This is a genomic window from Pseudanabaena biceps PCC 7429 (assembly GCF_000332215.1).
GTDB lineage: Bacteria > Cyanobacteriota > Cyanobacteriia > Pseudanabaenales > Pseudanabaenaceae > Pseudanabaena > Pseudanabaena biceps.
Map to the genome: position 1 here is coordinate 1 of NZ_ALWB01000074.1, position 23,282 is coordinate 23,282.

Genomic DNA, 23,282 nt, shown 5'->3' on the forward strand with positions numbered 1-23,282 from the left:
CGCACGCTGCGCGTGCGCCGCAGTTTTTAAGTTTTTGTATTTTTAAAAATTAAATCCAGTAAGAGTTCTTAAAACACAAAATGGCATAGCCATTTTGTGTTTTGGTATATATCATAGGAAAATCTGAGCTAACTGATTTTTTGAAAAATCTATTGAAAAATCTATTGAGAAATCTAGTTGAGAATCTCGTTCAATAATTAATGGGAATGATTATGCTAGGGAAACAGGACATTACGGAAAGTTCGGAAAATCAACCAATCGTTCGGGCAGCCCAGCCAAGGTTGCAAAGTTTAAGCTCCAATTTAAGTAATGTCAAAGCTCTCGACCTAGAGACTGTCCTCAGAGCTTCTCAAGCGATCGCTAGCGAGATAGACCTCCACGATCTCCATGCAAAATTGATCGATATTTTAGTTGAGATTTCAGGAGCGCAAACAGGATATTTATTATTGCCCGATTCATCCAACGCTTCAGATAATCGATGGCAGATCGAAGCCATAAGGACGATTGACTCAGAACGGGCTTTGGTGCAATCAATTCCTATTTCTATAGTTAATTATGTAGCACGCACCCAAGAAACTATCATCTTGAATAATGCGCCCCAAACCGAAGATTTTCAAAATGATCCTTGGATGAGGCAATGTCAGCCAAAGTCTTTAATATGTATGCCTTTACTAAATCAGGGCAATATTACCGCTATTGTAATTCTAGAAAATAATCTCATCACCGATGCCTTTACCCCGCAGCGGGTTGAAATGCTCAATTTACTCTCTACACAAGCGGCTATTTCACTGGTAAAGTCTCGATTGATCCAGCAGCAGTCAGAGCTCAATAGGGCTTTACAAGCGGAGATTGCCGATCTCAAACTCGCGGAAAAAGAATGCGATCGCTTAGTTGCCATTATCCAAGCTTCCACAGATATTCTCGGCATCTCCACACCCCACGACGAATTGGAATATATATCAACGCTTATGCGTGATATTACGGAAGCGCAAGAACGAGAAGCTGCCCTTAAACGATCGGAAATGACTTTGCAAAATCTAGTGGCTGGGACGGCGGCAGTTACTGGGGAAGATTTCTTTATCGCGCTCGTAAAGCATATGGCAACAGCCTTAAATGTGAAGTATGCTTCGGTGGCTGAGTTGGTGGACGATTGTCAATTTCGGACATTGGCGTTCTGGGCGAACGATGATTTCCACCCCCCCATGACTTATTTTTTTTTAAATACTCCCTGTGAGTTGACCTTAAAAAATGGCGAGTTCTGTTGTAATGGCTCGTTACAGCAGTTTTTTCCTGAAGATAGGGATCTGGTTGACATGCAAGCCGATAGTTATATCGGCATTTCACTGAAAGACTCTCATGGTAATGCGATCGGTAATCTTTGTATTCTCGATACTAAACCGCTACCCAGTATCGACCAGATTAAAAATATTCTCAGAGTTTTTGCAGCAAGGGCAACGGCTGAGCTACAGCGGAAGGCGGCTAATGAGTCTCTATCTCAAATCAATCAATTCCTTGAAGCGCGGGTGAAACAACGGACAGTCCAACTAGAGGCGGCGAATAAGGAATTAGAATCTTTTTGTTATTCAGTCTCCCACGATCTCCGCGCACCGCTGAGAGCGATCGATGGGTTTTCGCGGATTTTACAAGAGGACTACCAAAACGTCTTAGATAGTGAAGGTAGTCGCTACCTAAAAATTGTGCGCGACAACGCCAAACGCATGGGTGAATTAATTGACGATCTATTAAATCTATCGCGATTGAGCCGAAAAACTCTCTCCCGCCGTGCGATCGCTGTTAACAGTCTGATTCAAAAAGTATTAGCGGATTTTGAGGCAATAATTCAAGAACGATCCATTGAATTAGTCATTGCCGATCTGCCCGACTGCGAGGCTGATTTCTCATTGTTAACGCAAGTGTGGACTAATTTGATTTCTAATGCCATCAAATACACGGGCAAAACGGAGAAGGCTCGGATCGAAATTGGTTATCAATTTGGTACCGATTGCGGTATATATTTCATTCGCGATAATGGCGCTGGGTTTGATATGCAATATGCCGATAAGTTATTTGGTGTATTCCAGAGGATGCATCTCGAACAGGATTTTGAGGGTACGGGTATTGGACTGGCGATCGTCCAGAGAATTATTCAAAGACATGGTGGTAGTATTTGGGCAGAAGCAGCGATCGCGCAAGGTGCTTCTTTTTATTTTACGATCCCCGATCGATATATCAATCAATGATAGACCTACTTCCCGATCAATATACCGATCAAAGTGTTTTCATTTTGCTAGTTGAAGACAATCCTGCTGACGCAGAATTAGCAATCCGTGCTTTGCGTCGTGGCAGAATCAGCAATCAAATTAAACTCCTACAGGATGGTGCGGAAGCACTGGATTTTGTCTTTTGTCGAGGTAAGTATACCTCTCGACAAATAAATGACCATCCGAAAATGATTTTGTTAGATCTAAAGCTACCCAAAATTAGTGGATTAGAGGTTTTGCAACAGATTAAATCGGATCCGCGTACGCAAACGATTCCGATTGTAGTATTAACTTCTTCTTCCCATGAGAGCGATGTCATCGAAAGCTATAAACTGGGGGTCAATAGTTATATCGTTAAACCCGTTGATTGCGAACAATTTTATAAATCTGTCGAACAGTTAGGATTTTATTGGGTTTTAATTAATCGCTCTCCCAATTTCTAAAAAATCTCTCTTTCTATAGCTATCGCCAAGTTTACTAGGATATAAACCCCAAAGATGGCGGCGGAAGCGCCGCCATCTTTGGGGTTTATAAAAAACAATAAAAAAGTCGCCAGCTGGCGACTTTTTTATTGTTTTTTATTTTTAACCTTCTTTCAATTGACTAGATGGCGAATCTAGATCGAAAAGTACCTGTAACATTTGCATTGCTCGACGGCGCGTCTCAATGTCCTGCTGGGCGCGTAACTGAACCATCGGATCGTGCAAAATTTTATTGATAATGCCGCGAGTCATGCTCTCGATTACATCTTGATGCTTATCAGCAAAGTCATTGCCAAGGCGAGACAGAGCTTTTTCCATCTCCTGCTCGCGGATAATTTCCATTTTCTGACGCAGCTTGCTGATCGTCGGAACGGTTTCGAGCGATCGCCACCACATATCAAACTCGGCAACACAACCTTCTAACAGGATCTCTGCTTGCATCGCCATCTGCCGACGACTCTCTTGATTTTCGGCTACCACCGCTTGAAGGTCGTCTACGTTATAAGCCCTAGTATTGGGCAACTCGTTTACATCAGAACTAATATTGCGAGGCACAGAAATATCTACGAGGGTCAGCCCTGTATGATTGACCGCGATCGCTTCAAGATTTTTGCGACTGAGAATTACTTCTGTCGATGCGGTACTAGTAAATACCAGATCGGAAATCGCGACGCAATCTAGCATTTGATCGAGGGGACGAATGTCAAACTGAGCCTCACTGGCTTCAAATTCCTTGAGCATCGCCGCCGCGCGATCGCGTGATCGATTGACAATGGCAATTTTTTGCGCTCCTTTCGAGATCAAATGTTTGACCAATAGGCGTGACATTTTGCCAGCACCAATAATCGTGGTGTGTTTATCGGACAAATTTTGTAGCTTAATCTGAGCTAACTCGACAGCCGCCGAACTAATCGATACTGCACCCGTACCAATTTCTGTCTCGGTACGAACTCTTTTACCAGCAGACAGCGCCTGTTTAAAAAGTTGGTTGAGAATGCGACCTGCGCCGTTATGCTGTTGGGCAAGACGATGGGTGTTTTTCACCTGAGCGAGAATTTGTCCTTCACCAAGCACGAGACTGTCTAAGCCTGAAGCAACCCGCATTAGGTGAGTTACCGCATCTTGACGGAGCAGAATAAACAGATAGCGACGGAGGAACTGTAGAGGTAACTGGCTAAATTCCGCCAGAAACTGCATGATTTCGCGAATACCACCTTCGGCTTCACTAGTAACCACATATAACTCTAAGCGGTTACAGGTACTCAAAATTGCAGCTTCTTCAATATTCGGATAGCTCATCAGTTGAGCGATCGCTGCTTCCATGCGATCTTCGGGAATGCTCAACTTTTCCCTTACTTCCACAGTCGCCGTTTTATGACTCAAGCCAACAACTGCAATATTCATATCGTAAATGCGTTTCTTAATTTAGGACTAGAAATAATTATCTTATGGGAAGAGCTTATCAGGAGATAGCTACCACTGTAGTAGGTACTTATTACTGCTTCAAAATACTTAACGTATGGATAGATTCTAACCAGAAAAAACCCAGAAAAAACAAGGGGCTTAAGCCCCTTGTATATATAATTGCCCTTGTATTTAATCTTTCGTTCTTTCGTTTATCTGAGCAAACTTGTCTATAAAGACATCCCCGAGACTAACGTAAGTTAATAGTTTTGGGGCTTTCACCAGTCAAGTGAATGGTGTCAACAAAACGAGCAGTCCTCGATTGGGTAGAGATGACCAAAGACTGAGTACGGCAACCGCCACCAAAGAAACGAACACCTTCCATCAAAGTGCCTGGAGTAATACCACAGCCAGCAAATAATACATCTTTGCCACAAGCCAATTCGTGAGCATCATAGACCTTATCGCCATCTTCGATACCCATTTCCTTAAGACGAGCCAAGTTGCCTTCACGAGTCCACTTGGCGCTCTCAGGAGTATTAACTTCAGCTGGATCGTAAACGAGACGACCTTGGAAATGACCACCCAAGCAACGCATGGCCGCAGCAGAAATAACACCTTCAGGAGCCGCACCGATGCCCATCAATGCATGGATATTTGTGCCAGCAAAACCGCAGCAAATAGCCGCAGATACGTCACCATCGCTGATCAGACGGACACGAGCGCCAGCGGCACGGATTTCCGAAATCAAACCTTTATGACGAGGGCGATCCATCACCACAACGACTAATTCTTCGATCGAACGATTAAGACATTCTGAAAGGATCTTCAGATTTTCGGTAGGTGTTTTGCGGATATCTACGTGCCCCTTTGCCGCAGGAGGCGCAGCTAGTTTGTCCATATAGAAGTCGGGTGCTTGGAACAAGCCGCCACGCTCAGATATCGCTAAAACAGCCATCGAGCCGTTTTGACCGTAGGCAACGAGGTTTGTCCCTTCGCAAGGATCGACAGCGATGTCAATTTCTTGTAATTCTTCAAGGGTGCAGAATTCAGCTGCATTTGGCTGTGTACAAATACCAACTTCTTCACCGATATAGAGCATGGGTGCTTCGTCGCGTTCGCCTTCGCCGATAACGATACGTCCACGCATGTGAATTTTATTCATGCGTTCGCGCATTGCTTCAACGGCTGCTTCATCGGCTTCGTCTTTTTTGCCCAAGCCCATCCACCGAGAAGATGCGATCGCCGCTTGTTCGACGACCTCAATAATCTCAAGGCTGATTGTATTATCCATGCGTAGGAATCCTTAATTTATCTAAATTTTGCAACTATTAAGCTTTTGTTATGTTCTAGAAATTTTCCAGAATCAGAAAACAAAATTAAGTCTAGTTGTGCCGTACTACACAACCTCGTAATTAAGTTTACAGGGCAGACCGTCCACAAACCTATAAGAAGACTAAATGAGTTATATTAAATTTTAATAATTTTACTTGCAATTAGAAAGCAAAGAGATATTGAAATTATCTCACCCGCTTTTCTGGGTTGATATTGGTTAAGAAATGCTTAACACTGGTACGATCTAGTGGTGGGCTTTTCTCTTCTACCCAACCTAAATGTATTGCGTATAACTGCTATGTTGCCAGACTATTCTGACCACTCTGTTTTTGTTGATGAGATGCCTAAAGACCTTATAAATCCTAGAGATCTTGATGCTGATGATCTAGAGGCTGATAGTGATGATGATATTGAAACTGACAAGCCCCAAGAGGCTTGCGGCGTTTTTGGAGTACTAGCATCGCAGGGGGATGTTGCTAAGCTCGTATATTTTGGACTATATGCATTGCAACATCGTGGTCAAGAGTCCGCAGGTATCACTGTATATGACGCTCTTGGCAATACCCATACCCATAAAGCGATGGGGCTTGTTGCTCAGATTTTTAATGAATCAATCTTGTCAGAACTGAAAGGATCTTTGGCAATTGGTCATAATCGCTATTCAACTACTGGCTCCAGTAAGGTCTGTAATGCTCAGCCAATTATTGTGAATACTCGATTGGGAGATTTTGCATTAGCCCATAACGGCAACTTGGTAAATGCTACTGAGTTGCGTGGCGAGCTATCGGCACAAGGTCATGACCTTGCATCCACTACGGACTCAGAAGGAATTGCTTTTGCGGTTTCTGAAGCAGTCGCTGATGGTAAAACTTGGCAAGCGGCGATCGAAACCGCATTAAATCGCTGTCACGGTGCATTTAGTTTGGTGATGGCGATGCCTAATGCGATCGCAGGTGCTCGCGATGCCTATGGGATCCGCCCCCTCGTGATTGGCAAGACGGCTGAAGGTTCCTATGTGTTATCTTCAGAGACCTGTGGGCTAGATATTATTGGTGCAGAGTATGTGCGTGAGGTTCTCCCTGGAGAATTAGTTATCATCACGATGGAAAATGGGATCCAATCTCTACAATGGGAAGAATCAAAACCAAAACTCTGTGTTTTTGAAATGATTTATTTTGCACGACCCGATAGCGTTATGCATGATGAAAGTCTCTACACTTACAGAATGAGAATTGGCGCTCAACTGGCTAAAGAGAATTTAGTTGATGCTGATATTGTCATTGGTGTACCTGATTCTGGTATTCCTGCGGCGATCGGTTTTTCCCGTGAGTCAGGGATTCCTTACGCAGAAGGTTTGATTAAAAATCGATATGTAGGGCGTACGTTTATTCAACCAACTCAGGCGATGCGCGAATCTGGCATCAGAATGAAGCTGAACACCCTTAAGGATGTTTTGAAGAATAAACGGATAATTGTGATCGATGATTCGATCGTAAGAGGAACGACGAGTCGTAAAATAGTAAGAGCATTACGTGAGGCTGGGGCGACTGAAGTACATATGCGTATTTCTTCTCCTCCCGTCACTCATCCTTGCTTTTATGGTATTGATACGGACTCGCAAGACCATTTGATCGCTTCACATAACTCTGTTGAGGCGATCGCCAAACAGATTGAGGTAGATACGCTTGCGTATCTCAGTCATGATGCAATGTTAAAAGCGACACAAATTGATACCACGCATTTTTGCACGGCTTGTTTTACAGGAAAATATCCCATTGCAGTTCCTGATAAGCTCAAGCGCACCAAACTTATGCTAGAAAATACGGCAACATGACCAAGATCCTCTTTCATCTCGCATTTCCAGTCAAAGATATTCCAAGCACTAAAGCTTTTTATATTGATGGGTTGGGTTGTCTGGCAGGACGCGAGTCAAGTGACTCGCTGATCATGAGTTTGTACGGTCACCAGCTGGTTGCCCATGTTACTCATGAGAACCTTGAGTCTCAGCGTGGTATTTATCCGCGCCATTTTGGATTAGTGTTTTATTCGGAAAATAATTGGATGGCTTTGTTAGAAAAAGTCCATGATAAGCGTCTGAAGTTTTATCAGAAACCGAAAGTTCGCTTTGTGGATACTCCTTTAGAGCATCGAACTTTTTTTTTGGCGGATAATTCTGGCAATATCCTAGAATTCAAGCATTACAAGTTTGAAACGGCAATTTTTGGTGAGACTGATTTTCACGAGGTTGGCGATGCCAACTTTGCCCAACAGGTTCCTGTTGTTACGCATTAAAAAAATTAAAAGTTAGTACTTTGCACTAACTTTTGGAGTTGCAAACAAAAAGAGATGGCGTTAGCGCCATCTCTTTTTGTTTGTGGATTGATTCCTTCCTTTAATTTTTTGCGGAGCATTCGGAATTGTTTTTGTTTTTGACGTTGACGAGCAGAGCCGCCTTTGCCTTTATCATTTCTACCTTCTTTGCGCGGGGATTCCCATCGCTTTAATCGTTGATTCATAGGAGATTAACCTCTTAGACAGTTAACTATATTATCAATATACTTTAAGTTGTCTCATGATTTCTATCACTCTGAGGAATGAGAGAGGAATGGGATCAGAAAAGTCCTCTCTGTTACTTAGACTAGTTTCTGTTTGATTTCCTCAGGATTTCTAAAGCCGATCGCGATCGCTTTGCCATCTTTCACAAATAAAGGACGCTTCAACAACATCGAATCTTTAGCATAGGCTTCAATCCATTGAATATGCGACCAAGTTTCTTTTTCAGCACCAAGCGATCGATAGGATTGCCCTGAGGTGTTTCGCATCGATCTTTCACCTAAGGCATTTACCCATTCAGCGATCGTGGTCCGAGTGGGAGGATAGTCTTTGGTATTGATAAATACATAGGCAATACCTTGACCTTCTAACCAAGCGATCGCCTTTTTGCATGTACCGCAATTAGGAATACCATAAACTTGAATCGACATAGATTTACTCAAATTATGACTAGTTACTTCGCTATTGTAGCGATATCACAAAAACAAGGGAGGAGTGCAAAGCACTCCTCCCTTGTTAAACTGAAATGGGGGTGAAGGGACTTGAACCCTTACGACCTTACGGTCAACGGATTTTAAGTCCGTAGCGTCTACCATTCCGCCACACCCCCGAAAGGCTTTGTTATTATAACGTGGAATGGGTAGATTTGCGATCTAATTTTTGAAAATTATGTGGACACCCTAAGAAACAAGCTCAAAGCCAAGCCCTGACTATGTTTCTTAGGTTATACCAATTCCAAAAATGACGTTGCCATTTTTGGAATTGGTATAACCTTACTGGGTTTGTTTTGTAATTCACTGAAGTGAGACAACACTTCAGTGAATTGGTATTACTTGTTTATCTCAGTCTAGATTTCTTCGTCGTCCCATTTATCTTGGGTATATCCAAGTTCAGTAGCAGCAGCTTTTTCTTCACTACTGAGGTCTTCCCATAGTTTTTCGGCTGATTCAGGAATATCGTCCTCTCCTTCCCAACTAGATTGCGTCCAACCCAAGATACCCCAAAGTTTTTGATCTTCACTAGAAAGGTCATCCCACTCAGGAAAATCTACTTCTTCCTCCCAATTTTCTTCGTTCCAACCTAATTGAGCCCAGAGATTTTGCTCAGCACTGGTCAAATCTGACCAGCTTAACTCGCTCCAAAATTCGTTAGGATCGCCTGTTACTTCACGGATAGTAGTCATAGAAAATTTACCCTCATTTTAGAGTTCATATAGATTTCATCATAGGTTTTACTAGCTACGCAAAGCAACAGTAAAAATTTAACCTTTCAATGTGGGGGAAAAGATGCAACCTATGTTTCGAGATCGGCTTAAGCTTACTAATTCATTTAAAATCTCTTAGCTTACGATAATGGTTACATCTAGACACCTAGAAGCTAGTCTGTTAGCGTAATTTGGCGATTTAGTACGCATAATTGAGATTCTTAGACTCTATATAAGCCCTATAATTAGACAATCAATCTAGTTATGGGACTTGTTTTATGACAGCTTTTAGCACATCAGATTTACCCACAGGCGATCGCGCTTGTACGACCGTAGAGCAAGTAGTTGCTTGGGGTACAGAGGTTTTACGGGTAAATAATCCTACAGAAAAATTTGTAAGAGTCGCTGGTAATCCTGCTGAGAATAGAGTGCAGTTTGGCAATGGTGTTGATAGCGACAACACTCAAAATGTTCAATGTGTGTGTGTGTTTAAGGAAGATCCGACGACAGTGGGATTGTCTCTACCAGCTTGGAAAACGGTTGCAGCGCTAAATAGTGCACCTATTCCAACGGCTCTTAAATAATTTACACAGAGAAGCAAGGCGGGGACAATGGCTTATCAATACAAGTACAACACATTGCAACCAAGCGGTCAGGGGATGCTTAACCGTCCCCCGACTGTGCCGTTGAATACTCCACCGCCTTATGTAGCTCCACCTGCTGCAAGCCCTTTAGGTGTAATAGCAAGTAGCGCGGCTAGTTTACTGCTGCCTGTAGCCGCTTTTTTTGGTGCATTTTTCGGCTTTGCGGGGCCGGCTGGTGAAGCCAATGAGTCGATAGCAGTGCAGAATTTTAATACAGGTGCGGCGGCTACAAAAACAAGTCAAGATCCCTACTCTTTACCATTTACAGGGGGACAAGGTGACGGTGCAGCATATCGCGTCCACTACTCGGTATTCTTTCCCGATGGGTCTTACTGGCTTTCTGGGTCAGCGAGCATCTCTGGCAAGATAAACGGTTTGGAGACAAAAACAACATCACCAAATGCTGGTGTAAACATTGTTAGCAAAACAAGCGGAACAACCTATCGATATAACCTTGTAACTAATCCGTTGTTTACCGCCAAAATCGACTATATAGAAACGGTTGACGGCTCGCCCGACAGCTACGGGGATCTACCCAATCCCAATCCAGTAAAAAAAGAAAATATAGGCGGGTATACAGGAACAAACGGAGAGACACCAGAAGAAAGGGGTAAAAAATTATTACCACCTACACCATCCTCTACTTTTGGGGATGCTGGTGTAGGTGGATTTGCTCCTGTTGCACCATTTTCTAATAAAGCACCTAGTGATTTATTGCCACCAAAAGACCCTAAATCGCCGCCTTTAAGTCCTCCAGTCGGATCGCCTATACAAGATCCTCCAGCGCGATCGCCAATCAAAGAGCCTACGCCACCACTAGAGAAGCCAACGGATAAACCACCCGATCAAAAGCCATCAAACCCCGATGATGACATCAGGGCAAATATTCTTAGTATCCTTGCTGGCATTACAGTTTTAGGCGCGGGTATCGCTTACATAAAAGGTCTAAACGACCAAATAAACGAGCAGACAAAACCCTCTGTACAGAAAGCGAACGTATGCGAGACGTTGAATACTCCCTCATGTACCCAAGGTTTTGAGGGCAGAATCAAAGATCCGATCAATCAAAACGTTAACGAAAAAACAGGGGCTTTAAATACTGCTCTTTCGGCTGTAAATACTGGCTTAAGCACGTTCATAACTGCGGCTACAAGTAATTTTGAAAAGATTTTAGGAGTACTCGATAATCAGTTTGTAGATAGAGCGATGGGAGTAGTTAACACTGCTTTAAATATCCATAATGCTCTAATGCTTTCGGCTGATTTAGGTAGAACTGCGGCGGGTCTTGTGGATGCTGCGATTCAATTTACTCCGCTGAGATTTGTTGCATCGAATGGGAGCGCTACCACTGCATCAAGAGTTTTTGGGCAGAATATTGAAGCATTCTTTATTAACATTATTGGAGTAGAAAACTATACAAATTTGAGTAACGGATGGGCAGTGTCAAACAGGATTATTCGCTCTGTAACTAACGGAGTGAATAGAACAGAAAACTTACTTAATAAGAATGGGAAAATCAATCAACAGACTGGTATACAGGTGGGAAATCTTGCTAATGCGATGCTGGTAAATGGATTGATTTCTAAGAATAGTTATCCAAAAGTTGCAGCAACGAAAGCGGCGAACGATCCGATTGATAGCGAGACTGCTGATGAGTTAACCAGCACTGTAGGCAGCGTTGGAAGTTCTATTAAGAACTTAACAAATGTCACTAAGGAAGTTCTCACAGTGACTCGAAATGTTCAGAAAATCACTACTGAATTTGGGAAACTTGCACAGCTTGCGAATGCTGATAGCATGGTAAGAAAGAACCTATATACTCAGATTTCTACTAAGGCTAAGAAGCGTTCGATTTATACAATTTTAGACGTTAAACAAATCAAAATAAATGCCAACCGACGACCCAACTCTAATCCCTTCCGATGAGACGATTGACCTACCATCGCCTGTCGATAATATTGATGCTGATGACGTGGCGATCATCAATGCTCAAGCTGTAATTGAGAAGACTACAGTTACTTGGCAAGAGGCTTTTGTGAAGCTTCACAATTTTGAGGTGAATGCTTATTTTGACAAACAAAATGATGACAGTTTGGCTCTGCAATCTCAGAAGGAATATTTTGCGGAAACAATGTTGATGAGTGAGGATGATGGCGGCGTTGCTATCCTTGCGAAAGATAGACTTTTTACCCGTGTTAAAGGTCTTGATTTGAGTGACTTGGCTAAAGTTTACGGAGTGCCTATAGAGCAGTTTGGGGAAAAGGTTAGGTTTAAGCCACAGATTTGCCTGAAGTTTAGAGAGATTGAAGTCAACCCAGACGATCTGCCAATCAGAAGCACTAAATTGGTCAAGGAAATTAGCTTCAGATTGCTTGGGGATAAAATTCCACAGACTAGAGACGATCTAAATCAAATTAGGGAGAAAGTATTAGACACATTTGGTAGTGTGTCTTGGTTAGTTTCAAGAGAAAAAACTTATACCTATCGAGATTTAGAGAAAGGATATAGGCTTGCTATTGATACCGATAAAGACGTGTTTACAGATCTAGTTACGAAAGTTTTAAGCATCCAAGACTACACCTATGACGAGCAATATGTGGGCGTTGGTGATGTCAATCGCCCAGAGACACCGCCAACGGCTGAGATATTCGGCGAAGTTGTAACCCTGCCTTTTCGGGGCAGGTGGGGGACTGTGTATTTTTGGAAGGCTGAGTATAAACAAGCTGGTATTGAGGACAGGATTATTGCTAATAACGTCCCGTTTAATACACAGTAGATCACTTGTGACTGTATAGAGTCCTAGGGCTAAGCACTGTATATAAAAGCTGGAAACTGTTGGTATGCTTGGCTCACATTGATTGAGAAAAACTATGGCGCTTAAAACTTATAAGGGTACAGTTGGCTCGAAGGAATTTTTCCTTAAACTGCCTGATTCATATTCAGAGATCGCTAGTGACCTAGGGTTTGAAACCACAACATCGGCAGATTTTGTGACAGGTACTTATGTAGCAAGCCATAAGGAGCTTTTGCAGAATGGCATTATTTTCCAGTTGACACTTGGACTGGCGGGTGGCAAGCGTGGCAGATGTCTGATTAGTGCTGACAAACTAGCAAACCAAAATGCATTAGTTGACAAGAGCTTCAACTCGAAGGTAATTAAGTCTGTTTCGATTCGCACTTTCTCAAAACTTCAGTAATTTGGCCACGCTTAGAGTGAATCTATCGTCAATTTGAAAATTTATTAGGATTAAAAAATGGCTACAAGTTTTGTTCTGCTTACTCTTGGGACTGGTACTACGTCTGTTGATTTCATTGTTCGGGGAAATTTGCAGGCTTATCAAAACGTGGCTGAAGTTGCCAGTAGCGGCTTTACTGCGGCTGAAGCTGACTTCACGAAAACCGCTGGCGTGGTTACACCTATTCCCGCATTGCTTGAATCTGGTAGCTTTCGGCGCTTAAAAGCTAAGTCGAAAGATGGTAAGAAATCTCGTGATCTAGTTATTCCTACCGCAGGTCAGACTGCGATCAGTGCGGCGATTCATGCCGCCGACGGACTGACAATTGACGGCGTTGTCTGTACCTCTGCTTCAGAAGGATTGCGACGAGTACCTAGATAGATGGATTTGTCTAATCCCAGTAATTGGTCGCTTAGGTACGTCCAAAGCTTTACGAGTGATTACATTCGGGGGCTTGGACTACCTATCCCTGTGTTTGATACAGATACCCTATCCGATCGCCTTCTGAGGGTTAGAGTTACCAGCTCGACGGCAAAAGATACTTGGACTTATGCAGGTCGAGCTACACAGGTTATTGATGCTGGTGGTGTTGATACTGATTTGGACAGCCTGTATATGAAGCTAAATGTTTCGCTGTTATGGCAGTTGCAGGACTTTGGCAGTTATAGGTTAAGGGTTGCTTTTCCGAAGTACTTTACGCAGGCGACAATATCGATTTTTGGCTATACGGGGTCACTATGATTGACAAATTATTTGGCGCAATTCGCAGGTTTATCGCTCGATCTGAGCGTGACATTATTGAGGAAAAGCTAGGCAGGTTCGACGAGCGACTTGACGACCTAGAATCAACCGATCAACAGATTTACACGCGATTGGATGCTATACATCAAGTGAATTTGGCAAATAATGAGTCACTTGAGCAGAAAATGAATGCGTCAAGGGCAAATCAAGAGGCACTTAAGGAGACTATCAACACGAAGTTTGAGTATATGTCCGAGGCGCTTAAGGATATCAAATCCTTGATTCGTAATACTTGCGAGAGATAGGCGGCGCTTCGCGCCTCGTCAACAATAAAGGCGATCGCTAATTTAGCGATCGCCTTTTATAATTTCAGGATGAGAAAAACTAAGAAGAAACTTCTAGAGAGACGGGTTTACCTTTTAGGCAAGGGACGTATCTCATTGCGAGAACACAATGAGATATTGGCTATACAGGCAAGATTCAGTAGTCCAAAGCCAAGTGATGAGCAACTGATCTCATGGGCGCAAAACTACATTACCAACAAGAAAGGCGATCGCTAAATTAGCGATCGCCTTTCTTGTTGGTGTCCTCATTGGTGAGGGTAGCAAAATTAAATCCGTCTATCTCGTTCTAGGTCTGCAATTGCCTTATCACATGCCCAGTCAGGTGATTTATCTGGGAATAGTTTCAAGTTTCCTTCGATCAATCTGCGTGCAACGGCATCTTGACCGTTGACCATCTTAAGTAATGTCCTAAAGCTTTTGACTGATATATCGCGCTTGGCTGCCTTTTCAGCTCTCATCGCATCTACTTTGCGTTGATGATCCTCTTGTCTGTCTCGCAATGCCTCCTTTGCCGATCGCGCTTCCCTAGCATTCCGATCAATAATTTCCTGTCTACGCTTGGCATCAGCGTCGTTTTTTGCTGTTGCCTGTCTCCGTAACTCCTCTTGTGATAACCGTTTTGGGTATTTACGCCTGATGTCTTCAATCGTTGGATATTTGGGCTTCGGTGGATTGACTGTTCTTTGCTTATTTTGGTTGTACTTAATAGCCCACCACAGTCCAATAGAGAAAATAACCAACGATATGTACATTGCTGTCATGGTTGCCTAACCTGCACTTTTGTTTATCGAACTATCTCACCAGATTGAGGCTTGGCTGTATCCCAATATTCGTTTCCTTCCTTAGCTGTATGGCATCCTTCGCCAAATTTCTCGGCATTCAAACCAAGAAAAACACACTTGTTTCCGTCACATCCAACAGCACCAGCGACGTGCATATCAAAAAGCAAGTTGTATCTATGTCCCCTGCTATTCATCCAACCCTTGATTGAATCACTCATTGTTTGCACAGAGAGTGCTGCACCACCACCTGTATTAACGTAAGTATTAATATTTTCTGCCAAATAATCACTACTTGTAAAACCATAGTCGAACTTCATAGTGTCAGCACAAGTTTTAGTCTTAGGATTGGTGTGATCGTAATAACGATACTCATTCATGTCCTTCGCTCTAGCAACGGCAAGGTTATAAGCCTTTGAACTGTAGTTGATTGGGGGCTTGCCGTAAGCTTTTCTAATGCTGTTGATTTCTTGGATAGCCTTCTTAGACTCATCTTCGGAACTAAATATGACAACTCCTGTTGCTTCAGGGAGATAGTCCAATGATTTCCGGTCTAACTGCTTGTTACTGGAGATAGCAGCTAAAAGGATTGCGCCGCCAAGGATAAACAGACCAATACGCTCTTTGGGAATTGCCAATCTTACCTACCTGCACTCTCAGCGATCGCCAATAGTTTCTCAGAGACAACGTGATCTATGACAGCAATTTGATTCAAGCTCATACGCATTGACTTGATTTTACCGACTAAGCTATCAAACTCCGAAGCAGAAGCTTTATTGCCTTTGAGGCAGTCATGCAGATTATCTAGGCTCATTCCTAAGACTCTCGAAATTGCTAGAAGATTGTGATGATCAGGCTCAGATAGACAGTTTTCCCAGCCAGTGACGGCAGTATGGGTTACACCAAGAAGCCTAGCAAAAGCAGACTTACTCATTGAGCCTCGTTTTTGCTTTATTAACTCTGCTAGCTTTTCACGCTCTTCTAGTGTCATAGCGCCAATAGATAAATGCTTACATTCAAGATTACATTAATTCATTGAATAAATGCTTGCATTATTGAACGCACTCATGTAATTATTGAAAGTGTAAATTCAATCTTGAATATTCACATGTCAAACAAAGTTGCATTACAGGCTCGTATTGATGAAGATGTCGATCTTCAGTTGCGACAAATAGCCGCAAAGCACCGCAAACGCCCTAACGTCATTGTTGACGCGGCGCTTCGCCATTGCTTTTCTAATCGACATTTCTTGTCGAAGCTTGAAGAATTGTTCACTAAAAAAGAAGAAGAGATCGATTACTAGTTAGGCGCTAGGCAATCAATCTCTTCTCTTTTTTTTTGCAAACACCACTAGGAGTAATGACATGCAAGCAACCGAACGACAGTTGGACGAAGCGATCGGCAAGTACTATCCTACCGCGACAATCTGGGTTTCGCGAGGCAGATATACCTACACGACCTCAGACCTAAGAGCAACAGGACATTTCACCGAACCCGACGAGCGAAAATTCCGCAGGCAACTCGCCCTAGAACTCCGCACCCTCAACCAACGGGGCTATTTCGTAAAAGTCCAACAAACCACTATCGAAGGATAAATGAAAGCACTTTTGCTCACCACCCTAATCCTATTAGGACATTACCAAGGCTACAGCCAAGACCCACGCGACTGCCAAGACGGTCGCCACCAATACCCATCTAACCCACCATGTCAAAAACTATGAAACCACTTGGCTACTACAGCTTGCAATTTAGTCCAGAGACCGAACAGGGAATTGATTCCCTGAATCACAAAGAAGCGGCTGTACTAATGTCAATCACGGCTGACGACGTATACAACGAGTATCAAGGAGACGAAGATCGGAACGCGATCGACCCAAAAATCTTAAATGATTGCGACTCACTATCAATCGCTCAAAAGATTTCGTTAATCAAAGCGCTTTGCGATCGCATCGAACTCAAACTCATGGAGGTCGCGAAGTAAATGGCAACAGTAGGTTACGCCCATCAAATCATGGCAATTGACTATCATCTCAGCTACTACCGAGTAGCCTCTAAACAGCTCACCGATGGCATTGCCGACCCGAAAGAATTCGTAAGAGTTGAATCAATCAAAGATGCAGCGCTTTGCGCGATCGCACTGGAAGCAGGCATCATCCAAGAAATCGGATCGGGCAAACTCGATCGAGAGTATTGGGAAAGAGCGATCGCATTCATCAATCGCTACGAACAGGCGGAGATTGCAGCATGAGAATCTTGATTTTCTTCGGAGACTATTGCATCCAATACAGTCCAATCATGCCGAGAGAGTGGGGAATTGATTTTCACGCCTTTTCCTTTAACAGAGGATATCCCGACGCTTATATCTGCCTAGGGCGGCTACGAATCAGCGTCAATTGCATCCCTTTTTAACCAATTCACGCGATCGCAAATTTACCGAGTGAAATTGCGATCGCTCTACAAATACCAGAGAACCATGACAGAAGTAGAAAAATTAATTCAATCGCTTCGCGCAGGAGCGAAAACCAAGAGCGAATTAGAGCCATGCCTGAGCTTTCGCTCTGTAGTGAAAAACGTTGTAGACAGGGCTAGAAAAAAAGGATTTCAGATCACCTATAGCAATGGGAAATACAGCCTGTAAAAACGATGACACTTCAACTTAAGCACAGACAAACCGTTTACATAACCGATCCTCACTTCAAACAGTACAAGTGCGGAGAATTTACGGGTTACCTAACAGAGAACCCGACGTATCAAATCGCCTATGTAGAAGTTTTTGACAAATCTAGTCGGAAACAAGGACATCTCGAAACGATTTGTGTAAACGCTGAATACCTATCGACAGTTCCGCCGATCAACCTGAACTTTTAACCAACGCGATCGCAAATTTACCCAGTGAAATTGCGATCAGTGCCGCAGGGCATGAAAAAAGTTTCTCCAAGCTTCGGCTTATAACCCCTATATCGCCCTAATTCAGTTTAGTAGCCAAAGACGGGAGATGGTTTCGACACTTCTTTTTCAACCAAGTGATCGCAAATTTACCCAGTGAAATTGCGATCGCCTTACCGAATCAAAAAAAATGATTGACACAGAACAAGAATTTCGCCGAACAATTTCACAGATTGAGAGCTTTCTATCTGAGCATAGCGAACTGCAAATTTATTACATCCTTGGCTATTACCTCGTACTGGTTGACGATCCGACTCAAACTTACGGGACTCGGAAAATTTTTGAAAGCTGCCTAGAAGAGAAAGTACTCAAGTTTCTTCAAGAAGACTACGTCGCCAACTAATTCACGCGATCGCAAATTTACCCAGTGAAGTGGCGATCGCTATTTTTGTCTTTCATCGATGAAAAATCATGCCAATGAACCGCAAGCTATACCCAAAGGACTGGGAAGAAATAGCCTTCAAAATCAAGCAGGAAGCCAATTGGACTTGTGAGAAATGCAAGAAGAAATGCTTGGAACCACACCAAGTATTTGAAGAATACAAACGCGATCGCCGTGAATGGGCGCTATTTACTTTGACCGTTCACCACATTGATCACAATCCACCAAACTGCGATCGCCAAAATCTAATCGCACTTTGCAGCGTGTGCCATCGTCGGCAACATGCCCAAGATAAAAAATTCGGGCTTCGTACAGGACAACTTTCACTAATTTAGCTATGAAACATACAGATCTAAGCACACTAGAAATCCTAGACAAGGCAGACAAAAGCAAAAGAGCCTTAGAAATTCTGGCAAAATTACCGCCAAAACTTTGTCACAACTTTGATTTTTTTATTGAAGTTGGTAGTTGCCTCAAGCCCTGTGGTGATGAACTTTTTTACGAGTGGTACGAATGGGGATTTAAAAATTATTCTCCATATTGCGACGGCACACTTGAGAGCAAAAGCAAGCGGGTAAAAGAGTGGGAAAGATTTGAGACTGATGGCGACGGCACACTAAGACTTTCTCAGATCGAAAGCTACTCATCAGACAAAGAGATAACAGCAAAAACAGCGATACATAATCGACTTGAGAAGATGTGGCGACATCGACTCAGGCTGAATACGATGTCAAAGGAAGTCGAACTAGACGGTGAAAAACTCACACCTGACTACCTATACTTGGACCTACTCAAGTATGGTATTTGCTCCAGCAAAGATTTTGTAATTGACTGTGTGGCGAAAATGGCTGTAGCAAATGAATACAACCCACTCAAGACTTATCTAGATAAATGCAATGAAACCCACAAATCAACCGAAATTCTAGACACGATCGCCAGCACTTACCTCGGCACAACCGAGGTAATCTATGACGTAATGGTAAAAAAGACCTTGATTTCAGCCGTTGCCCGCGCCATGAGACCAGGATGCAAGGTAGACACAACTCTAATTTTGCAAGGGGGGCAGGGTGTAGGTAAATCTTCATTCTTCAAAATTCTGGCTGGGGACTTTTTTGATGATGGACTTGGCTCCAACGTCACCGATCAGAACGAAAAGATGAGACTTTCGGCACATTGGATTTTAGAGTGGGGAGAGCTGGAGCGAATTTTCTCCCAAAGAGACTCAAGCTCGATCAAGGCATTTCTGACCAGCACTCATGATAGTTACCGCAGACCTTGGGGGAAAAACATTGAAACTTATCCCAGGCACTGCGTAATCGTTGGAAGCACTAACCGCGACGACTTTCTCAACGACTCAACAGGTAGCAGGCGATTCTGGGTAGTACCAGTTGCCAAAAAGATTGACCTACGAAAGCTGAAAGAAAACCGTGAGGCAATTTGGGGAGCCGCAGTGCAATGCTACTTGAACAAAGAGGCATGGTTTCTCAATACCCAAGAGGAAATGCTTCGCCAAGAATTGAACAAGGAATATCAAAAAGAGGAACCATGGTACGAAGCGATCGCTAATCATTGCCTCACCAGAAATATCACCACCACCGCCGAAATTTTGCAAAGGCTATTAGATATTCCTTTGGCGAAGCAGGATAAATTTTCTCAAATGCGAGTTACCGATGTTTTGCGATCGCTTGGATGGGTGAAGAAAAAATCTAACGGGACAAATTTCTGGGTTTCTGGTGTCACTAGTGTCACTAATTCTATTGAAAATAAAACAGAAAAAGAGATAGAGCACAGGGACACCTGCAGGGACACCTCAGGGACACCTCATCAAGTTTCACTACATAAACAATATGAGTCTGAGTTGGGGACACTTTCCTCTGAAGAGGTAGCACTGCCTTCAAATCAAGACAGTGTAAGTAATACAGATGAGTCAGTGACACTGGTGACACCTAAATCGTCTCGCTCAGGAGTTTTGGAAATTGGCGATCGCGTTCGCGTTAATTACGGTTTCTTGAACGGAAAAATCGGAGAGGTTTTTCACATCGATCTCAATGGCGATGAAAAAATATTTGTCGTTGCTGGTGATGGATGGGTTTCACAAAGATTTACTATCAGACAGTTGGAGCGTGTCTAATGAGCGAGCTTACTAAAATTGCCGCAATCTTATTTAAAAACCTCTCGGATGCACTCCTGACAACAGCTTCAGAACTTAGTAATCTTGATGCTTACGAAAGCAAGCCGACATTTACGCAAGCTGACGACAAACCGCCATTATTAGCACCAGAAAAACCAAAACTGATCACTCGTTATCAATACGAAGCGCGAGAAAAAGTACTCGTATTATTTGAAGGGGCAAGCTCACCAACTAGATACAGAATCCTGAAACGTATTGACAGCAATAATTACATCGTTTACCCACAAAATGCATCAAAGGCACTGGCAAGGGAAGTAAACATTGACCAGATACTGGGACTAGACCCAGATCGATGATGGTTACGAATTTACTACAGGCTAGATATCGTAAGCCTGTAACGCAGTCTGTTTACGATAATGATTATTTACGTAAGCTAGCTAATTTAGTAAGCTTTAGTACATATCAGCAATAATAAAAGCCTTGCCTATAGCGTGCGCTATAGGTTTTGGAGTTCTAAAAAACCAAAGAGAAGAATGGGACAGCGCAAAGCGCTGTCCCATTCTTCTCTTTGGTTATAGTTGGTCGAGACTTGCTTGTCCTGGGACAATTCGGTCGATGATACTTTGGGTTGGTATGGGAGTTTTAAAGCTGCGTAACAAAATTCCTGTTTTAGAAATTTCTTTCCATTCTTTGAGATCTAAACGATGAACTACAGGTGGTGTGGAAGAATTGGGTTTCACAATAATTTCTTCCCCCGTTAGTAAAACAATCTCTTTAGACTGATTGGGTAACTTAACTACTACTGTCCCTTCCCAAGAAAAAAATCTCACACCTTGATTAATGTCTTTCGGTATTTCTACATAGGCAGTCGTCCCTCGAATCGCAGCGGTTCCAAATGCTGTAGTGATTTCTGTCGGCACTTTTAAGCCTGGTTTGACCCAAGTAATCATTTTCCCTGATGTTAGATAGAGACGATTTTGGGGTTGAATTTGCAAAACTGCATCACCACCAATCCGAAATCCTACCCCATTATTAAATTCAACTTGAGTTTTACCTCTACCGTGGGTACGTATTTTGTCATCTACGTACAGTTCCATATCCCGTTTGGCATTGACTTCATCGGGCTGATTGCTATGGCTGGAAAGTACAAATACAGGTTTTTCTTCGATCGATGCTATCTTGGCGATCGCTTTTTCTGACTTGATGGGCTTCGGAGCCGCACTCATTACTGTAGGTGGAGTCGAAACGGGTTGAGGTTCACAGCCGATGAGAGCGATCGCTAAAAAAGCTACTAACAAAGAAGTTTTCATCGCAAATTTAACATGAAGCGTGGACTTAAACGAGACTACATCTTGCCACGACCATCACTAGCAATCAAGTGTATTTTATGCTGAGAATTTTCAGTTTTACCAGTACCATTGCAAAAGGAGCAGGTTTCCTCTCGCTGAATTTCACCAGAGCAGTCTCGCATTTCTACATAGCCTTTACCTTCACAGTGATGACAAGGTTTAGCTATTTGAATAGAAGATAAAGAGCGATCGGATACTAGCTTTTCTGGCATATCTTTAACAATTTTTAAACAGTTTTTAGTAAATTTTGATTCTTGATAATACTTCCACATGCAAGACTCGTGTCGAGATGTCTACTCTAAATCAACCAAACTCAATCTTGAGGTTTGTTCTTTTTTGCCTAGAGAAATTTCTAACTTCTTCAAAAGCTCTACGGTAACCTCTGCAAAAGCTTTAGCACCACCTGAGTTGGGATTAGCTAATGACGCAGGAACGAAATTATCTACAGCCTTAGCAACATTTACATCATTAGGAATCTTCGTTTTAAAAATTTTGGCGCTACTGAAATCTGCTGCGACCCGATCCATCACTTTTTGGTAATAGCGACTCAGGGTAAACCCTGCTGACATGCTAAATACAATACCTAAAAGTTGAATATTAACTGAATTATCTTCTCGATAAACTTCACGCAGTCGCTCAATCCGTCTTTCTAATAGTTGAATACCCACTACAGACAGAGGTTCAGGTCTTGCGGGCATGAGGTAATAATCGCTGGCAACAAGGCTGCTGCGTGTAATGAGGTTGTATCCTGGGGCGCAATCGAGAATGATAAAATCGTAACTTTTCATTGCCGAGGCAAGAATCCCTTTGATGAGGGTCTGCTCGAACTTGCTCCAAGTCTGCTGAAAAGTCTGCTTTTCTTCGTATAAAAGCGATCGGTTATACAACATTTCCGAAACCAGAAACTCATCGTACAGATCGATATCGCCCACTAATAGATCGAGCCCTTGAACTTTGCAGACATGAGGAATTACTAAATCTTTGATTTGGTAGATCTTTTCCTCAGGATCGTTAATCTGCACGCCATAGTGAGAGATCGCCTGACTGACCAAACTCCGCAATGTGCGATTTTCTTTGCGGCACTTGGCAAACTCTGCGGGTGAAATCATGCTTAGGGTAGCGCTGATTTGTGTATCTAAATCGACGACTAAAACCTTTTTGCGATGAATTTTAGCCAAGCAGGTGGCAATATTGACAGTTAAGGTGGTTTTACCGACTCCACCCTTCATATTTACTGTTGCTATTACTTTTGCCATTATTTCAATATCCACAAAATACAGTTTGAATAAGACGAGGCTTTCTGAGTCGTTTATCCTAAATCATTTTAAGTTAGTTAACAATACACTATTGAGCTGCTTGACTATCAGTAAAAAAGCGCTTATTTCCTTCCTAACTAATAACAAAGCTGAAAATGGCTACGCCATTTTCGGCTTTATTAACGTCAGTTCGGGTTAAGCTGGCAAATTTTAAAAGCCCAAAAGTAAAAGCCTT

At 42.8% G+C, this 23,282-nt stretch carries 33 protein-coding genes and 1 tRNA gene; 21 read left to right on the forward strand and 13 right to left on the reverse strand.

Going from position 1 to position 23,282, the window contains the following annotated elements:
* Nucleotides 1-212: 212 nt before the first annotated feature.
* On the forward strand, nt 213-2,240 hold the full coding sequence (locus PSE7429_RS23525) for a GAF domain-containing sensor histidine kinase (protein ID WP_009627070.1): 2,028 nt from the start codon (nt 213-215) through the stop codon (nt 2,238-2,240).
* Entirely contained in the window at nt 2,237-2,704 is a 468-nt protein-coding gene (locus tag PSE7429_RS10140) for a response regulator (RefSeq protein ID WP_009627071.1), read from the forward strand. Before PSE7429_RS23525 ends, PSE7429_RS10140 begins: the two co-directional genes overlap by 4 nt.
* Before the next feature lie 141 nt (nt 2,705-2,845).
* Here PSE7429_RS10140 and PSE7429_RS10145 read toward each other — a convergent pair whose 3' ends face one another.
* Together PSE7429_RS10145 and glpX are read right to left on the reverse strand one after the other, a co-directional pair.
* Complete coding sequence (locus tag PSE7429_RS10145) at nt 2,846-4,147, reverse strand: glutamyl-tRNA reductase (protein ID WP_009627072.1); 1,302 nt, start codon at nt 4,145-4,147, stop codon at nt 2,846-2,848.
* Nucleotides 4,148-4,397: 250 nt separating this feature from the next.
* Nucleotides 4,398-5,441, reverse strand: coding sequence for a class II fructose-bisphosphatase (gene glpX, locus PSE7429_RS10150; protein WP_009627073.1), 1,044 nt, complete (start codon nt 5,439-5,441; stop codon nt 4,398-4,400).
* A 339-nt stretch (nt 5,442-5,780) separates the two neighbouring features.
* Between glpX and purF the strand changes: the two genes are divergently transcribed.
* Together purF and PSE7429_RS10160 are read left to right on the forward strand one after the other, a co-directional pair.
* Entirely contained in the window at nt 5,781-7,316 is a 1,536-nt protein-coding gene (gene purF, locus PSE7429_RS10155; protein ID WP_009627074.1) for an amidophosphoribosyltransferase, read from the forward strand.
* Nucleotides 7,313-7,774: a VOC family protein gene (locus PSE7429_RS10160; RefSeq protein ID WP_009627075.1), complete on the forward strand. Its 462-nt coding sequence runs from the start codon at nt 7,313-7,315 to the stop codon at nt 7,772-7,774. Before purF ends, PSE7429_RS10160 begins: the two co-directional genes overlap by 4 nt.
* Before the next feature lie 5 nt (nt 7,775-7,779).
* On the opposite strand, the gene PSE7429_RS10165 is transcribed toward PSE7429_RS10160, so the two are convergent.
* The 4 genes from PSE7429_RS10165 to PSE7429_RS10180 form a co-directional block, all read right to left on the reverse strand.
* The gene (locus PSE7429_RS10165; protein WP_009627076.1) at nt 7,780-7,998 is read right to left on the reverse strand and encodes a hypothetical protein; all 219 of its coding nucleotides are present in this window, start codon (nt 7,996-7,998) and stop codon (nt 7,780-7,782) included.
* Nucleotides 7,999-8,115: 117 nt separating this feature from the next.
* Nucleotides 8,116-8,466 carry a Spx/MgsR family RNA polymerase-binding regulatory protein gene (locus tag PSE7429_RS10170; protein WP_009627077.1) on the reverse strand — a complete coding sequence of 117 codons (351 nt, stop codon included), beginning with the start codon at nt 8,464-8,466 and terminating at the stop codon, nt 8,116-8,118.
* Nucleotides 8,467-8,562: 96 nt separating this feature from the next.
* Nucleotides 8,563-8,645 (reverse strand) — tRNA-Leu (locus PSE7429_RS10175).
* A gap of 237 nt (nt 8,646-8,882) precedes the next feature.
* On the reverse strand, nt 8,883-9,218 hold the full coding sequence (locus PSE7429_RS10180; protein WP_009627078.1) for a hypothetical protein: 336 nt from the start codon (nt 9,216-9,218) through the stop codon (nt 8,883-8,885).
* 299 nt (nt 9,219-9,517) lie between these two features.
* On the opposite strand from PSE7429_RS10180, the gene PSE7429_RS10185 reads away from it, so the two are divergent.
* From PSE7429_RS10185 to PSE7429_RS10220, 8 genes are all read left to right on the forward strand, one after another.
* Nucleotides 9,518-9,823, forward strand: a complete 306-nt coding sequence (locus PSE7429_RS10185; protein WP_009627079.1) for a hypothetical protein — start codon at nt 9,518-9,520, stop codon at nt 9,821-9,823.
* Between the two features lie 27 nt (nt 9,824-9,850).
* Complete coding sequence (locus PSE7429_RS10190; RefSeq protein ID WP_009627080.1) at nt 9,851-11,809, forward strand: hypothetical protein; 1,959 nt, start codon at nt 9,851-9,853, stop codon at nt 11,807-11,809.
* Nucleotides 11,772-12,659: a hypothetical protein gene (locus tag PSE7429_RS10195; protein WP_009627081.1), complete on the forward strand. Its 888-nt coding sequence runs from the start codon at nt 11,772-11,774 to the stop codon at nt 12,657-12,659. Before PSE7429_RS10190 ends, PSE7429_RS10195 begins: the two co-directional genes overlap by 38 nt.
* Before the next feature lie 94 nt (nt 12,660-12,753).
* Nucleotides 12,754-13,080 carry a hypothetical protein gene (locus tag PSE7429_RS10200; RefSeq protein ID WP_009627082.1) on the forward strand — a complete coding sequence of 109 codons (327 nt, stop codon included), beginning with the start codon at nt 12,754-12,756 and terminating at the stop codon, nt 13,078-13,080.
* 57 nt (nt 13,081-13,137) lie between these two features.
* The gene (locus PSE7429_RS10205; RefSeq protein WP_009627083.1) at nt 13,138-13,500 is read left to right on the forward strand and encodes a hypothetical protein; all 363 of its coding nucleotides are present in this window, start codon (nt 13,138-13,140) and stop codon (nt 13,498-13,500) included.
* The gene (locus PSE7429_RS10210; RefSeq protein WP_009627084.1) at nt 13,501-13,860 is read left to right on the forward strand and encodes a hypothetical protein; all 360 of its coding nucleotides are present in this window, start codon (nt 13,501-13,503) and stop codon (nt 13,858-13,860) included.
* Nucleotides 13,857-14,165 carry a hypothetical protein gene (locus PSE7429_RS10215; RefSeq protein ID WP_009627085.1) on the forward strand — a complete coding sequence of 103 codons (309 nt, stop codon included), beginning with the start codon at nt 13,857-13,859 and terminating at the stop codon, nt 14,163-14,165. The genes PSE7429_RS10210 and PSE7429_RS10215 overlap by 4 nt, the downstream gene beginning before the upstream one ends.
* 69 nt (nt 14,166-14,234) lie before the next feature.
* A complete protein-coding gene (locus PSE7429_RS10220; RefSeq protein ID WP_040688125.1) occupies nt 14,235-14,420 on the forward strand; it encodes a hypothetical protein in 186 nt (61 codons plus the stop codon).
* Between the two features lie 50 nt (nt 14,421-14,470).
* On the opposite strand, the gene PSE7429_RS10225 is transcribed toward PSE7429_RS10220, so the two are convergent.
* The 3 genes from PSE7429_RS10225 to PSE7429_RS10235 are packed head-to-tail and all read right to left on the reverse strand — an operon-like array spanning nt 14,471 to nt 15,974.
* On the reverse strand, nt 14,471-14,965 hold the full coding sequence (locus PSE7429_RS10225) for a hypothetical protein (protein WP_009627086.1): 495 nt from the start codon (nt 14,963-14,965) through the stop codon (nt 14,471-14,473).
* A 23-nt stretch (nt 14,966-14,988) separates the two neighbouring features.
* Nucleotides 14,989-15,621 carry a CAP domain-containing protein gene (locus PSE7429_RS10230; RefSeq protein ID WP_009627087.1) on the reverse strand — a complete coding sequence of 211 codons (633 nt, stop codon included), beginning with the start codon at nt 15,619-15,621 and terminating at the stop codon, nt 14,989-14,991.
* 2 nt (nt 15,622-15,623) lie between these two features.
* A complete protein-coding gene (locus tag PSE7429_RS10235) occupies nt 15,624-15,974 on the reverse strand; it encodes a helix-turn-helix domain-containing protein (protein WP_009627088.1) in 351 nt (116 codons plus the stop codon).
* 117 nt (nt 15,975-16,091) lie between these two features.
* Here PSE7429_RS10235 and PSE7429_RS10240 point away from each other — a divergent pair, with 117 nt between their 5' ends.
* From PSE7429_RS10240 to PSE7429_RS10255, 4 genes are all read left to right on the forward strand, one after another.
* Complete coding sequence (locus PSE7429_RS10240; RefSeq protein WP_009627089.1) at nt 16,092-16,286, forward strand: hypothetical protein; 195 nt, start codon at nt 16,092-16,094, stop codon at nt 16,284-16,286.
* Between the two features lie 61 nt (nt 16,287-16,347).
* Complete coding sequence (locus PSE7429_RS10245; RefSeq protein ID WP_009627090.1) at nt 16,348-16,578, forward strand: hypothetical protein; 231 nt, start codon at nt 16,348-16,350, stop codon at nt 16,576-16,578.
* Between the two features lie 122 nt (nt 16,579-16,700).
* Entirely contained in the window at nt 16,701-16,964 is a 264-nt protein-coding gene (locus PSE7429_RS10250) for a hypothetical protein (RefSeq protein ID WP_009627091.1), read from the forward strand.
* On the forward strand, nt 16,965-17,231 hold the full coding sequence (locus tag PSE7429_RS10255) for a hypothetical protein (RefSeq protein ID WP_009627092.1): 267 nt from the start codon (nt 16,965-16,967) through the stop codon (nt 17,229-17,231).
* 166 nt (nt 17,232-17,397) lie between these two features.
* On the opposite strand, the gene PSE7429_RS27565 is transcribed toward PSE7429_RS10255, so the two are convergent.
* Nucleotides 17,398-17,526: a hypothetical protein gene (locus tag PSE7429_RS27565; protein ID WP_267878999.1), complete on the reverse strand. Its 129-nt coding sequence runs from the start codon at nt 17,524-17,526 to the stop codon at nt 17,398-17,400.
* A 100-nt stretch (nt 17,527-17,626) separates the two neighbouring features.
* Here PSE7429_RS27565 and PSE7429_RS10260 point away from each other — a divergent pair, with 100 nt between their 5' ends.
* The 5 genes from PSE7429_RS10260 (at nt 17,627) to PSE7429_RS10280 (ending at nt 20,798) form a co-directional block, all read left to right on the forward strand.
* On the forward strand, nt 17,627-17,851 hold the full coding sequence (locus PSE7429_RS10260) for a hypothetical protein (RefSeq protein WP_009627093.1): 225 nt from the start codon (nt 17,627-17,629) through the stop codon (nt 17,849-17,851).
* A gap of 208 nt (nt 17,852-18,059) precedes the next feature.
* Nucleotides 18,060-18,272, forward strand: a complete 213-nt coding sequence (locus tag PSE7429_RS10265; protein WP_009627094.1) for a hypothetical protein — start codon at nt 18,060-18,062, stop codon at nt 18,270-18,272.
* A 68-nt stretch (nt 18,273-18,340) separates the two neighbouring features.
* Nucleotides 18,341-18,646 (forward strand): HNH endonuclease, encoded by a 306-nt coding sequence (locus tag PSE7429_RS10270; RefSeq protein ID WP_040688131.1) that lies wholly within the window; start codon nt 18,341-18,343, stop codon nt 18,644-18,646.
* A 2-nt stretch (nt 18,647-18,648) separates the two neighbouring features.
* Nucleotides 18,649-20,442 (forward strand): virulence-associated E family protein, encoded by a 1,794-nt coding sequence (locus PSE7429_RS23530; protein ID WP_009627095.1) that lies wholly within the window; start codon nt 18,649-18,651, stop codon nt 20,440-20,442.
* A complete protein-coding gene (locus PSE7429_RS10280; RefSeq protein ID WP_009627096.1) occupies nt 20,442-20,798 on the forward strand; it encodes a hypothetical protein in 357 nt (118 codons plus the stop codon). The genes PSE7429_RS23530 and PSE7429_RS10280 overlap by 1 nt, the downstream gene beginning before the upstream one ends.
* 216 nt (nt 20,799-21,014) lie before the next feature.
* On the opposite strand, the gene PSE7429_RS23535 is transcribed toward PSE7429_RS10280, so the two are convergent.
* The 3 genes from PSE7429_RS23535 to PSE7429_RS10295 all read right to left on the reverse strand — a co-directional run bounded on the left by PSE7429_RS23535 (nt 21,015) and on the right by PSE7429_RS10295 (nt 23,047).
* Nucleotides 21,015-21,752: a FecR domain-containing protein gene (locus PSE7429_RS23535; protein ID WP_009627098.1), complete on the reverse strand. Its 738-nt coding sequence runs from the start codon at nt 21,750-21,752 to the stop codon at nt 21,015-21,017.
* Nucleotides 21,753-21,787: 35 nt separating this feature from the next.
* Entirely contained in the window at nt 21,788-22,003 is a 216-nt protein-coding gene (locus PSE7429_RS10290) for a hypothetical protein (protein ID WP_052017686.1), read from the reverse strand.
* 81 nt (nt 22,004-22,084) lie between these two features.
* Nucleotides 22,085-23,047 carry a ParA family protein gene (locus tag PSE7429_RS10295; RefSeq protein WP_009627100.1) on the reverse strand — a complete coding sequence of 321 codons (963 nt, stop codon included), beginning with the start codon at nt 23,045-23,047 and terminating at the stop codon, nt 22,085-22,087.
* Between the last annotated feature and the right edge of the window lie 235 nt (nt 23,048-23,282).